A 12,622-nucleotide genomic window follows, 5' to 3' on the forward strand; every position below is an offset into this window, starting at 1 on the left:
TCCTCAAGGTCTTCAAGGAGAGACCGGTCCACAGGGCCCTCAAGGTGAAACAGGTCCACAAGGCCTCCAAGGTGAAACTGGTCCCCAAGGCCCACAAGGAGAAACAGGTCCGCAAGGTCCCCAAGGTGAAACTGGTCCTCAGGGTCCGATAGGATTGACAGGTCCTCAAGGTCTTCAAGGAGAGACCGGTCCACAGGGCCCTCAAGGTGAAACAGGTCCACAAGGTCCACAAGGAGAGACAGGTCCACAGGGTCCACAAGGAGAAACAGGTCCGCAAGGTCCGATAGGATTGACAGGTCCCCAAGGTCTTCAAGGAGAAACAGGTCCGCAAGGTCCGATAGGATTGACAGGCCCCCAGGGTCCCCAAGGTGAAACAGGCCCTCAAGGTCCGATAGGGCTGACAGGTCCACAGGGTCCACAAGGAGAAACAGGTCCACAGGGTCCACAGGGAGAGACAGGTCCCCAAGGCCCACAGGGAGATCCAGGAACCATCAGTACAGACGCTAATAATAGCATTAGTACAGGAACCGATGGAGGTGCGTTTTATGAAAGTCCTATAAAAGCTTTTGGAAAAATAGCCGATGATGGTACTGCATTGCGGATTCAGAATGCTTCCGTAACAAGACAATCTGAAGGAAGGTATCGAGTAACTTTAAATACGCCTCGTAGTACTGCGGATTATACAGTTCAACTGACGGTAAAAGAAACGCATGGATCAAGGAAGAAAATCTTTATACATATTGATACTCAGAGCACTGGCAGCTTTGATGTGGTGATATCTGAAGGGGATAAAGATGATAAAAAGAATAAAGTTAAAGACCGTGAGTGGCATTTTGTAGTACTAGATTATTAATAAAAGCCTCTAATAGACATGAAAACAATAAACAATCTAATACAATACATCCTTATATTCATGTGGAGTGTTATACTACATGCACAATCAGCATTCCATAACTATGGAAGTATTCAAATACATGAAGAAGGTCAAGTAGGGTTTCATACAAATTTGATTGATGATGGGAGTTTTGATAATAATGTAGGATTAGCCGGCTTCTATAGTGATGGAGCACTTACTATTTCAGGAACATCAAGACCGATCTTTTATGATATGGAGGTAGCTGTACCTGAAGGCCTCTTTTTAGAGACGTCTGTAGGAATAACGCATGTAGAAAATTTTATTTCCGGTAGGATCCATACACCAAAAGGAGATCGTACTATTTCATTGGATTTTTTAAATGATGCCATGTTTTTTGGCGAGAGTGATAATGAGCATATTTACGGATATGCTTCTATTTATGGAAAAGAAACGTTTACATTTCCATTGGGCGATGATAAAATGTTGCGTCCAATGACTATATCACCAAGAGGAGAAGAAAGTTTTTTTAAAGGGGCTTATTTTTATGAAGACCCTAATTTTCCAATGTATTTTAATACTAATTTTAGTACTTCTCAAAAACAGCTATTGCTGAAGGCTGTAAGTAATGAAGAGTTCTGGGATCTTAAAGGTTCCAGTCCTGTAACAGTGACACTTACCTGGGATGCGAATAGTGATGTAGGATCACTTGCAACATCAATTCAACATCTGAGGGTAGTGGGATGGAGTATTTCGGAGAATCAATGGGTAGACCTAGGGAATACAAATGTCTCAGGAAGCTTTTCTTCGGGAAGTATTACTTCTGCATCGTTTGTTCCTGATGCATATGCTGTAATTACGGTAGGTTCAGCGGTTACAGGTGATTTAGACGCCGATAATTATTTAATGACTCCAAATGGTGACGGGCTAAATGATTATTTTGTTATTGAAGGTATAGAAATGCAACCTAACAATACATTGAGCATATATAACCGATGGGGATCATTGGTGTATGAGGTAGATGGATATGCCAATACATTTAACGGTGTTGCAAATGTATCATCGGCTGTCAACAAAAATAAAGGCTTGCCCACAGGAGTTTATTATTATATTTTAGAACTTAAAGAACAAGGTATTACTACGCAAGGGTATATCTATATAAACAGGTAACCATTATCGAGTATAGTTGATAGTGTTGTTATAAGTCATCCGGAATTTTATTCAGGGTGATTTTTTGTTTTAATAATCTTAAATTTATGCCATGGATATGGTTTTTGAAAAAGGAACCCATAAATGAATTAAGCAAATGAAACGACGCACTTTTGTAAAAACAACGGCCTCTGTATCTATTGCTGTTGGAATATCTCCAACTTTCCTGTATGGCATGCAACAATTTTCTGAAGATGAATTGATTGGAAAAGGAGCCCCGGTATTGTATGGTGATAAAATAGGTCTTAGAAAAGAAGCCTATGAGGCTTTTCTCAAAATGAAAGCTGCAGCAAAAAAAGAAGGGATTGCCATAGAAGTAGTTTCCGGTTATCGTGATTATTTCAAACAAAAATCGATTTATGAGCGAAAATATAAACAATATACTGCCGCCGGACTATCACCTGAAGCAACCATACAAAAAATTATTGCATATTCCACAATTCCTGGAACATCCAGACATCATTGGGGAACAGATATTGATATGATTGACGGGAATGGTGAAAAAAAGGGTGATGTGCTGGTGCCGGAAAAATTTCATGGAGATGGGCCCTACTGTACGTTTAAAGAATGGATGGATGAGCATGCAAATGATTATGGCTATTATCTTGTTTATACAAACAATGCAAATAGAAAAGGGTTTAAATACGAGCCTTGGCATTACAGTTATGCCCCGATTTCTGTTCCGATGTTAAAAGCATATAAGAAGCTGGATATAAAGCAAATATTCAGAGCACAAGAGCTAATGGGGGATAGTTATTTTAGTGACGATTTCATTCAGTCATATTACAAAGAGCATATTTTGGATATTAACCCAAAACTATTATAATATAGCGCAAGAAGTGTTTTTTACCTATAGAATTGTACAGATAAGCGTATGCTCTCTTTTTAAATTAAAAAGTTGCATACCTTTACTGTAAATATCCCCACTACTAGACACTCCCTTCTTTTTGTTATGCATTGATAATTATAGCTTATTTGGCACCCCCTTTTCTTATGTACTACTTTAAGTATATGGTAATTTTAAATCATACTTAATTAAAATACATAGTATATGAGAATATTTCTACTCTTTAAAGAAATTTATGAAGGTGCTTTTAGGGGAATAGGGGGGAACCCTACCGTGCCTATTATGAAATCGATAGCGTGGCTTTGCTTTTTATGCATTCTTACGGTACTGTATGCATTCGTTTATAGAATGGTAACTGGGTTTACTTTTTAACAATAAACCCCGACGTAAGCAATTTTTGTTAGAAGCTTCATCAAGCTAAGTTCTACAGGATTTTGGTTTTTCAACCTAGAAGGCTTAATAGGATACTTCTTATCTTTGAAAAAAATACAGCAAATGAATAAGAAGGTTCTTTTAATGATCCTTGATGGTTGGGGGAAATCTCCAGATCCTAATGTATCGGCTATAGCACAGGCAAATACCCCCTTTGTAGATTCACTATATGAGAAATATCCTAATGCCAGCTTGCTAACAGACGGTATGCATGTAGGCCTTCCTGAGGGGCAGATGGGGAACAGTGAAGTAGGGCATATGAACATTGGTGCCGGAAGGATTGTGTATCAAGACTTGGTTAAGATAAATGTAGCTATTGAAAAGAACACCTTGAAAGACGAAAAAGCACTTGAAGGAGCCTTTGAATATGCACTAAAGAATAATAAGAGCGTCCATTTCTTAGGATTGGTAAGCGATGGAGGGGTGCATTCACATATAAATCATTTAAAAGGCCTCATAGATGCAGCAACAGCTTTTGGGCTAGAAAAGGTGTACGTTCACGCATTTACAGATGGCCGGGATGTAGATCCAAAAAGCGGTAAAGGGTTTATTGAAGATTTACAAAAATACCTAGTTAAAACGAAAGCCCGTTTGGCATCCGTTGTAGGACGATACTATGCCATGGACAGGGACAAGCGTTGGGAACGCGTAAAATTAGCTTATGACCTTATTGTAAATGGGAAAGGAGCACCTTATAAAAATGTGTTACAAGGCATACAAGAAAATTATGATAATGGTATAACGGATGAGTTTATTAAGCCTATAGTTATTCAAGACGAGAATAATCAACCCATAGCCCGAATAAGAGAAGGGGATGTTGTTATCTTTTTCAACTTCAGGACAGATAGGGGCAGGCAACTTACACAGGCATTGAGCCAGCAGGATTTCCATGAACAAAACATGCATAAACTCTCATTGTATTATGTGACGATGACGAATTACGATGATACTTTTGAGGACATCCAAATCATTTATGATAAAGACAATATAGAGGAAACATTGGGAGAAGTGCTTTCAAAAGCAGGAAAAAAACAAATACGGATTGCAGAAACTGAAAAATACCCACATGTTACTTTTTTCTTTAATGGAGGTAGGGAAGCACCCTTTGAAGGAGAGCAACGGATACTGTGTCCTTCCCCCAAAGTGGCCACATATGATTTAAAACCTGAAATGAGTGCGTATGAAATACGTGATGCAATTGTTCCGGAACTTCAAAAAGAGGAAGTAGATTTCGTATGCCTTAACTTCGCCAACCCGGATATGGTAGGTCATACTGGTAGTATGGAAGCTGCTATAAAAGCTTGTGAAACGGTTGATAAATGTGCAAGGGATGTGGTTACGGCTGCATCAGCGCATGGATATACGTCCATTATTATTGCCGATCATGGCAATTGTGATACTATGATAAACCCTGATGGGACCCCAAATACAGCGCATACCACCAACCCTGTGCCTGTAATCTTGGTAGATAAGGATATAAAGCACATTCGTGATGGTATTTTGAGTGCTATAGCACCCACCATTTTAAAATTGATGGGAATTTCCCAACCAAAGGAGATGACGCAATCTCCTTTAATATAAATGCTAGCTTTTTATTTGTTGATTTATATCATTAAGAATTGCCATCCCATCCGGTTCAATTCCCGGATTATATTCCCCTATCTCTTTTCTTGTGGTTGGGTTAAAAACTTTAATAAGATTTTTTCTGGGTAAAGTAACATAAACCTCGTTCTCTGTTGAGGCAATACTTAAAGGAGTTGATTCCAATTCAATTTGGGTAATTAGCTCATATGTATGTGTATTAAAGATAGTAATATTTCTACTAAATACATTTGCAACCCATACTTCATCATTTATAAATGTTAACTTAATAGGAAACTTTCCATAGGTATCGATCACTTTTTCTGTTTTCAGGGTTTTTGTGTTAATAATTAACCCTTTATTGTTTGAATGGCACAATACCCATAAATGAAGGCCGTCCGGAGATAGTTCCATTCCTTCAGGACCTTTTGGAGTATCTATATGGGTTACTTCTTTTGTATTTAAATTAATAATAGAAATTGAATTAGATTCAATATTTGACACAAATAATTTAGAAAAATCAGAGGAGCTTTTTATTATATGAGACCCAGGCATTGTTTTGTATTGATGGAGCACCTCTCCAGTATTTCCATCAAGCTCTTTTACAAGTCCTTCGTTTTGTGCAGTGACCCATACCAATGAACCATCTGCATTGGTTACTATCCCATGATGTGAAGAGCTTTTCGGGATGCTGAAGGTTTTAGTTGAAAAATCATTTAAATCAATTTTAACAATTGTATTTTGAGGGTTATTCATCCATTTTAACTCATTACTTGGAATCGCCTTGTCATGTGGTTTTGGAAACCGCCCATAATTAGCAACAAAGGCATACCTATTATCTTTGGTGATACTTATTTCGTGAGGGCCAATTCCTACAGGAATCTTTTTAATTAATTTTTTATTATCCAAATCGATAATAGTGACATTATGCCCGGATCTATTTACTACAAATAAATACTGTTTGGGCAAAACAGCCTGTTCTTTATATTTTTTATGAATTGACTTAAAAGCTGTATAGTAGATTTGAGTGTCTGTGCTTTTAAGGCTGTCACTGCTCGTGAAATATAACATTTCATCATTATTTATTAATTCGGGATATAGGTCACTACCGGTAGTGTTTAACTCTTTTACATGTTGGGGGATAGTCCATCTGTTTGAAATTAAAAAACTTATATAAAGATCTCCATATGGTGTGAGGTTTTGTTTTCGTTGTGAGGCTTCAAAAAGAATTAAATCCCCTGTGTCATTTATTTCAAGGTTCCATTCTCCTGTATCTGTATTAAGTGAGTTACCTAAATTAATAGGAGACATATATTTTTCACCTATCTTTTTAGCTACATAAAGATCCCCTTGGCCATAACCTCCTGAACGATTAGAAGCAAAATATAAATTACCATTTTTATCAGTACGGGGACTGTATTCATTTCTATCAGAATTTATAAAATCATCTAATCTGACAGGGCTTTTCCATGATCCATTTTTAGCTTTTTCTACCATCCATATATCTGCAGAAACCACAGGGGAATCAGAAGGTCTCTTTGAAATAAAAAATAAAGTTTTACCATCCTTTGAAAGATGCGGGCCACTATCATCGTATACACCTGAAAAAGGTGCTATTTTTGGAGTTGACCATTTTCCATTTTCCTTAACGGAATAATAAATAGAATTTTTAAGGTTGCCTTTTCCCCATTCACCTTCGCTTTTTACAAAATAAAGCTCGTCTCCCGAATTTGAAAAACTTGGAGAATATTCTATGTTTTTTGTTGATATATTACCATATTCAAACATTTTTTTATGAGGTGTGTTTTGGCCTGTTAAGAGGGTTCCATAAAGAAACATCACTGCTATTAAAGTAAGGCAAAGATTATTTGTGTTATCTTCCATTAATACGGTATTATGATGCTAAAAATATATTAATAATGGTTATGGTATTTGGTTTATAACAGAACTTTAACTATTTAAAAATATATAAGTACTTTTGCTTTTTAATGTATAGTATGATACAGCTTAAAACAGCTGAAGAAATAGAATTGATGCGGAGAAGTGCCCTTCTTGTCTCCAAAACATTGGGAATGTTGGCAAAGGAGATAAAGCCGGGGGTTACCACATTGTATCTAGATAAGCTAGCAGAAATGTTTATTAGGGATCATGATGCAGTTCCGGGGTTTTTAGGGCTTTATGATTTTCCTAATAGTTTATGCATGAGCCCAAATGCACAAGTGGTTCATGGAATTCCTGATGATACGCCACTAAAAGAAGGTGATATTATCTCTATTGATTGTGGTGTATTAAAAAATGGTTTTTATGGAGACCACGCCTATACTTTTGAAGTAGGAGAGGTGGATGAAGCTACTAAAAACCTTCTCAAAGTCACCAAAGAATCATTGTATATTGGAATTGCAGAGTTTAAAGTGGGAAATAGAGTAGGGGATGTTGGTCATGCCATTCAACAATATTGTGAAAAACACGGTTATGGTGTCGTAAGGGAGTTGGTAGGCCATGGAATAGGAAAAAAAATGCATGAAGATCCTGAAATGCCCAATTATGGAAAACGTGGTCGGGGCAAAAAATTTGTTGAAGGGATGGTAGTGGCCATAGAACCTATGATCAATATGGGAACACGCCGTATTAAACAATTACGGGACGGGTGGACAATTTTAACGGCTGACGGGAAGCCTAGTGCACACTTTGAACACAATGTTGCTATCGTCAATGGTAAACCTGAATTGTTGTCCACATTTCAATATATTTATGAAGCCCTTGGAATAACTAGCGATGAAGAAGTGCCATTTCGGCAGCAGATAGTAACTAATGAAGAAACTCTTTAAATTTTTTCTCCGTTTTTTTCCACGCACATTTTTAATCCGGATAAGCTATTTCCTGAAACCCTTATTAGATATTCTATACCGAGGAGGGAGATATATTGACCCTATTAATGGAAAAAGCTATCGGACGTTTTTACCTTATGGCTATGGTAAACAACGTGAGAATGTACTTTCTCCGGGAACACTTTCCCTGGAACGGCACCGGTTATTGTGGTTGTATTTAAAAAACGAAACAGACTTTTTTTCCGCCTCCAAAAAGGTATTGCATTTTGCCCCGGAGCAAGCTTTTTACAAGCGGTTCAGAAAGATGAAAAATATTGAATATACTACTACCGATTTAAACTCACCATTAGCCGATATTAAAGCTGATATATGTAACCTCCCTTTTCAGGACAATGAATTTGATATTATTTTTTGTAACCATGTTCTGGAACATATCAAAGATGATACAAAAGCCATGCGAGAGCTGTATCGGGTTATGAAGCCTGGGGGATGGGGCATTTTTCAAATCCCACAAGATTTAAATAGGGAGAAAACATTTGAAGACGACAGCATTACAGATCCAAAAGAAAGAGCAAAGATATTTGGACAATACGATCATGTACGAGTGTACGGGAGGGATTATTTTGATAAGTTACGGAGCATTGGTTTCAAGGTAGAGGAGGTAGCCTATGCTGAAAAGTTAAGTGAAGGGGAAGTAAAAAAATATGGATTGGCACCTAAAGAGATTATTCCTATTTGTTTTAAATAATCAATTAATCAATTAATAATTCTTGAAATCCTTTGGTAGTATATTTTTCAATATCACCATCTTTATCTGCAATGATAATATACGCATCAATACCATTCAGCTGTTTTAATAATTGCTTTGCTTTTTCCAAGTCCATTACCATAAGAGCGGTTGCATAGGCATCGGCCTCCATACAAGTAGGTGCAATAACAGACACACTCAGCACATTGCTTTTTTTAGGATAGCCTGTTTTGGTATCGATGGTATGCACATAATGTGCTCCTGTTTTTTTATCAATTCGGAATTTTCTATAATTTCCTGAAGTAGCCATTGCCTTATCTTCCAGTTTCACTTTGGCAATTAGGGTACGTTTTTCTTCTGTTTGCAATGGATGATCAATAGCTACGACCCAGTCTTTCACCAATTTAGAATTTTTCCCTTTTGTCAGTATTTCTCCACCTAACTCAATCAGGTAATTTTCGATACCCTTTTCATTAAAAAGCCTCCCTATGAGGTCTATGGTGTATCCTTTAGCGATGGCATTAAAATCAAGAAAAATACTTGGGTGGTTTTTTACAATTCGATTATCGTTGGTGAGAGCTACTTTATCAAACCCAACAAATGTTAAGATACTATCTACTTGTTTTTGTGTTATATCGTTCAACGGGTTTTCCGGACCAAATCCCCACGCATTTACCAAACTCCCTACGGTAGGGTCAAAAGTCCCATCGGTCTTTTTCCAAATATCTTTGGATACAATATAAACCTCTTTGAACAAAGTGTCAATTACTATGGTGGAGTCACCCTTGTTGATCCTAGAAATATCGGAAGTAGGGAGGTATGTGGACATAGATTTGTTCACATGCTTAAAGATATCCTCAATAGCATCTTTAAGATTGATAGAATCATTTTTCACTTCATATTTAATGTTATAAGTGGTCCCTAATGCATACCCTTGTTCTACTCTATATATAACTTCTGAGTGTTTTGTACAGCCTATAATACTTATAGATATAAAGAGGGTAAAAACTGATTTTAACAACTCATATTTCGATAATACCTTGGTAATTGATAACAAACTCTTCATGTTTATATATGGGTTTTTCGTAATCAGAGGCATTGGCAATACCGACACCTGCATACAATATTTTTGCTTTAAATTTTAATGCATGTGTCTTAATAGTTTCCATAAAGATAATATCAAATTTTTTAGGATCTTTAGGATATGTGATGGCTTTTACAATAACGAAATAAAGTTTCTTTCCTTTTATACAAACAAACTGAGGGTCTTTTTTTAGTTTGCTATTAACAGATAAGAATTCAAAACCTTTTTTTTCAAGCTCCTTTCCTGTTACATTCATAGCAAGATTATGTAGCTCTTGTTCTGTGAGTGCCTTCATTGGTTTAGTGGTTTGTCACATTAATCAAAAAACCGATAGTTTGTATAGGCTATCGGTTTTTTATATTTTGAGTTTATCCTCCAAAATCGTCAAAGCGTACATTTTCAGGTGGCACGCCAAAATCTTCTGCCATTTTCTCAACAGCTTTATTCATAAGAGGTGGGCCACAGAAATATACTTCAATGTCTTCTGGGGTTTCATGCTCAGATAAATAATTATCTATTACTACTTGGTGTACAAAACCAACAAAGCCATCACCTTCACCATCCAATCCGTCTTTTACCTTCCAGTTATCTTCAGGTAGTGGTTCTGAAAGTGCTATGTAGAACTTGAAATTAGGAAAATCTCTTTCTAATGCCCTAAAGTGTTCCGTATAGAACAGTTCCCGTTTGGAACGTCCTCCGTACCAATACGTTACTTTTCTCCCAGTTTTTAATGTTTTGAATAGATGATATAAATGTGAACGCATAGGAGCCATTCCTGCACCACCACCTACATACAACATTTCAGCATCACTATGGTTGATGAAAAATTCGCCATAAGGCCCTGAAATTGTTACTTTATCACCTGGTTTTTTTGAAAAAATATAAGAAGAAGCAATACCTGGGTTTACGTCCATCCATCCATTTTTATTGCGGTCCCATGGTGGGGTGGCAATACGTACATTCAGCATAATATCACGACCTTCTGCAGGATAAGAAGCCATGGAATATGCACGTTCTATGGTCTCCGAATTTTTCATTACCAAAGGCCATAAGTTGAATTTATCCCATTCCATTTGGAATTTTTTAGGATCATCATGTTCTTCAGGGTGGGCGGTAATATCGATGTCACTGTATTTTATCTCACAAGGCGGTACTTCAATTTGGATATAACCACCTGCTTCGTAACCCATATCTTCCGGAATGCGAACAACAAATTCTTTGATAAAAGAGGCTACATTGTAGTTTCGTACCACTTCTGCTTCCCACTTCTTAATACCAAAAACTTCTTCCGGAACTTCAATAACCATATCTTGTTTTACTTTTACCTGACAACCCAAGCGCCACCCTTCGGCAATTTCTTTTCGGGTGAAATGAGGTGCCTCCGTAGGAAGTATTTCACCACCACCTTCCAGTACTTTGCACTTACATTGGATACAGGTCCCACCACCGCCACAAGCAGATGGAAGAAAGATTTTGTTATCGCCTAGTGTTGAAAGAAGCGTCCCTCCTGAAGATACTTCTACATCATTTTCACCATTTATGTGTAAAGTAACTGGCCCGGAAGGAACTAATTTTGCTTTTGCTCCAAGTAGAATAGCTACTAAAACAAGTACTAATAACAAGAAAACAACTAATGTGGCTATGATTACTGAATAATCCATCTTCTTTTATCTCTATGATTATAATTTAATTCCCATAAAACTCATAAAGCCTAACGCCATGAGCCCCGTTATAATAAATGTGATCCCTAGACCTCGTAATGGGGCAGGAACGTTTGAATATGTTATTTTTTCTCTAATAGCTGCAATTGCAAGAATAGCCAAAAACCACCCTACGCCAGAACCTAACCCATAAACAGCAGCTTCTGAGATACCCCCAAAATCCTTTTGTTGCATAAACAAGGAGCCTCCTAAGATAGCACAGTTAACAGCAATTAATGGCAGAAAGATACCAAGGGCTCCATACAATGCCGGAGCAAATTTTTCGACAACCATTTCTACCAGTTGTACCATAGAAGCGATAACAGCAATAAACATGATATAGCTTAAGAAGCTTAAGTCCATACCGGCATATTCTGCTCCCAGCCATGATAAAGCTCCCGGGCGTAATAAATAATTATCTAAAAGATAATTAATAGGCACTGTAATGGCCAATACGAAAATAACGGCAGCACCTAGGCCTACCGCTGTTTTTACTGTTTTTGATACAGCCAGATAGGAACACATACCTAAGAAATAGGCAAAAATCATGTTCTCTATAAAAATACTTTTCACAAATAAATTTAAGTAATCCATACCTTGATATTCTTTACTGAAACTTAATGTTTCTCTATGAGTTTTCTATTTCTTGAACGTTGTATCCAAATAAGGATACCTACTGTTAAAAGTGCTGCAGGCGAAAGCAACATCAAACCATTATTTTCATAGCCGAGTGCATATAGGCCTGTTGATTCAGCCAATGTAGCACCTTTGTGCCCTAAAACTTCATAACCAAATAATTTTCCGGAACCTAAAAGCTCCCTGAAAAAAGCAACAATAATGAGGATTAGCCCATAACCGGCTGCATTTCCAATACCATCTAAAAAAGATTTCCATACCCCATTTCCTAATGCAAATGCTTCCAAGCGTCCCATTACAATACAGTTTGTAATAATGAGTCCAACAAACACAGAGAGCTCTTTGCTTACATCGTAAGCAAATGCTTTTAAGACTTGGTCAACCAATACTACAAGTGCAGCAACAACTACAAGTTGAACAATAATTCGGATCCTGTTGGGGATAAAGTTTCTGATCAGAGAAACGATAACATTGCTAAATGCCATTACAGCCATTACTGCAATGGCCATTACAATAGAAGGTTTTAATTGTACTGTGATTGCTAATGCAGAACAAATGCCCAAAACCTGCACAGTAATAGGATTGTCATCATTTAATGGATCAGATAATAGTTTTCTGTTCTTTTTAGAAAATAATGGCTCCTTTTCTTTTGCGACAAAGAGGATGGTAGCATCTTTTTCTTTGTTAGTATCTTTAGCCATGAC

General features: G+C 37.1%; 13 protein-coding genes. 7 read left to right on the plus strand and 6 right to left on the minus strand.

What is annotated here, in order from left to right:
- The 5 genes from WBG21_RS05250 to gpmI all read left to right on the plus strand — a co-directional run.
- A partial coding sequence (locus WBG21_RS05250; protein WP_461782244.1) for a collagen-like domain-containing protein occupies nt 1-853 on the plus strand: 853 nt, incomplete at its 5' end.
- Between the two features lie 18 nt (nt 854-871).
- The gene (locus WBG21_RS05255) at nt 872-2,023 is read left to right on the plus strand and encodes a gliding motility-associated C-terminal domain-containing protein (RefSeq protein WP_340075535.1); all 1,152 of its coding nucleotides are present in this window, start codon (nt 872-874) and stop codon (nt 2,021-2,023) included.
- A 136-nt stretch (nt 2,024-2,159) separates the two neighbouring features.
- Nucleotides 2,160-2,888 (plus strand): M15 family metallopeptidase, encoded by a 729-nt coding sequence (locus WBG21_RS05260; protein WP_340075537.1) that lies wholly within the window; start codon nt 2,160-2,162, stop codon nt 2,886-2,888.
- Between the two features lie 225 nt (nt 2,889-3,113).
- On the plus strand, nt 3,114-3,281 hold the full coding sequence (locus WBG21_RS05265) for a DUF6747 family protein (protein ID WP_340075539.1): 168 nt from the start codon (nt 3,114-3,116) through the stop codon (nt 3,279-3,281).
- Nucleotides 3,282-3,404: 123 nt separating this feature from the next.
- Nucleotides 3,405-4,922, plus strand: a complete 1,518-nt coding sequence (gene gpmI, locus WBG21_RS05270) for a 2,3-bisphosphoglycerate-independent phosphoglycerate mutase (protein WP_340075541.1) — start codon at nt 3,405-3,407, stop codon at nt 4,920-4,922.
- A gap of 3 nt (nt 4,923-4,925) precedes the next feature.
- Here the strand turns inward: gpmI and WBG21_RS05275 are convergent, their stop codons facing one another.
- The gene (locus WBG21_RS05275) at nt 4,926-6,806 is read right to left on the minus strand and encodes a YVTN family beta-propeller repeat protein (protein ID WP_340075543.1); all 1,881 of its coding nucleotides are present in this window, start codon (nt 6,804-6,806) and stop codon (nt 4,926-4,928) included.
- 113 nt (nt 6,807-6,919) lie between these two features.
- Between WBG21_RS05275 and map the strand changes: the two genes are divergently transcribed.
- Together map and WBG21_RS05285 are read left to right on the plus strand one after the other, a co-directional pair.
- Nucleotides 6,920-7,750, plus strand: a complete 831-nt coding sequence (gene map, locus WBG21_RS05280; protein ID WP_340075545.1) for a type I methionyl aminopeptidase — start codon at nt 6,920-6,922, stop codon at nt 7,748-7,750.
- Entirely contained in the window at nt 7,734-8,498 is a 765-nt protein-coding gene (locus WBG21_RS05285) for a class I SAM-dependent methyltransferase (RefSeq protein WP_340075547.1), read from the plus strand. Before map ends, WBG21_RS05285 begins: the two co-directional genes overlap by 17 nt.
- A gap of 4 nt (nt 8,499-8,502) precedes the next feature.
- Here the strand turns inward: WBG21_RS05285 and WBG21_RS05290 are convergent, their stop codons facing one another.
- From WBG21_RS05290 to WBG21_RS05310, 5 genes are all read right to left on the minus strand, one after another.
- Complete coding sequence (locus WBG21_RS05290; RefSeq protein WP_340075549.1) at nt 8,503-9,564, minus strand: FAD:protein FMN transferase; 1,062 nt, start codon at nt 9,562-9,564, stop codon at nt 8,503-8,505.
- On the minus strand, nt 9,521-9,877 hold the full coding sequence (locus WBG21_RS05295; protein WP_340075551.1) for a Na(+)-translocating NADH-quinone reductase subunit F: 357 nt from the start codon (nt 9,875-9,877) through the stop codon (nt 9,521-9,523). Before WBG21_RS05295 ends, WBG21_RS05290 begins: the two co-directional genes overlap by 44 nt.
- 73 nt (nt 9,878-9,950) lie before the next feature.
- Nucleotides 9,951-11,243: an NADH:ubiquinone reductase (Na(+)-transporting) subunit F gene (gene nqrF, locus WBG21_RS05300; protein WP_340075553.1), complete on the minus strand. Its 1,293-nt coding sequence runs from the start codon at nt 11,241-11,243 to the stop codon at nt 9,951-9,953.
- An 18-nt stretch (nt 11,244-11,261) separates the two neighbouring features.
- Entirely contained in the window at nt 11,262-11,876 is a 615-nt protein-coding gene (gene nqrE, locus WBG21_RS05305) for an NADH:ubiquinone reductase (Na(+)-transporting) subunit E (protein WP_340075555.1), read from the minus strand.
- Nucleotides 11,877-11,899: 23 nt separating this feature from the next.
- The gene (locus tag WBG21_RS05310) at nt 11,900-12,619 is read right to left on the minus strand and encodes an NADH:ubiquinone reductase (Na(+)-transporting) subunit D (protein WP_340075557.1); all 720 of its coding nucleotides are present in this window, start codon (nt 12,617-12,619) and stop codon (nt 11,900-11,902) included.
- Nucleotides 12,620-12,622 lie beyond the last annotated feature (3 nt).

Origin of the sequence: Leptobacterium meishanense (assembly GCF_037645805.1) — a bacterium.
GTDB lineage: Bacteria > Bacteroidota > Bacteroidia > Flavobacteriales > Flavobacteriaceae > Leptobacterium_A > Leptobacterium_A meishanense.

Coding starts and splice junctions, on each gene's coding strand:
- nqrF (WP_340075553.1), bottom strand. CDS start 11,243: ATGGATTATTCAGTAATCATAGCCACATTAGTTGTTTTCTTGTTATTA.
- WBG21_RS05265 (WP_340075539.1), top strand. CDS start 3,114: ATGAGAATATTTCTACTCTTTAAAGAAATTTATGAAGGTGCTTTTAGG.
- gpmI (WP_340075541.1), top strand. CDS start 3,405: ATGAATAAGAAGGTTCTTTTAATGATCCTTGATGGTTGGGGGAAATCT.
- WBG21_RS05275 (WP_340075543.1), bottom strand. CDS start 6,806: ATGGAAGATAACACAAATAATCTTTGCCTTACTTTAATAGCAGTGATG.
- WBG21_RS05290 (WP_340075549.1), bottom strand. CDS start 9,564: ATGAAGAGTTTGTTATCAATTACCAAGGTATTATCGAAATATGAGTTG.
- WBG21_RS05255 (WP_340075535.1), top strand. CDS start 872: ATGAAAACAATAAACAATCTAATACAATACATCCTTATATTCATGTGG.
- nqrE (WP_340075555.1), bottom strand. CDS start 11,876: ATGGATTACTTAAATTTATTTGTGAAAAGTATTTTTATAGAGAACATG.
- WBG21_RS05260 (WP_340075537.1), top strand. CDS start 2,160: ATGAAACGACGCACTTTTGTAAAAACAACGGCCTCTGTATCTATTGCT.
- map (WP_340075545.1), top strand. CDS start 6,920: ATGATACAGCTTAAAACAGCTGAAGAAATAGAATTGATGCGGAGAAGT.
- WBG21_RS05310 (WP_340075557.1), bottom strand. CDS start 12,619: ATGGCTAAAGATACTAACAAAGAAAAAGATGCTACCATCCTCTTTGTC.
- WBG21_RS05285 (WP_340075547.1), top strand. CDS start 7,734: ATGAAGAAACTCTTTAAATTTTTTCTCCGTTTTTTTCCACGCACATTT.
- WBG21_RS05295 (WP_340075551.1), bottom strand. CDS start 9,877: ATGAAGGCACTCACAGAACAAGAGCTACATAATCTTGCTATGAATGTA.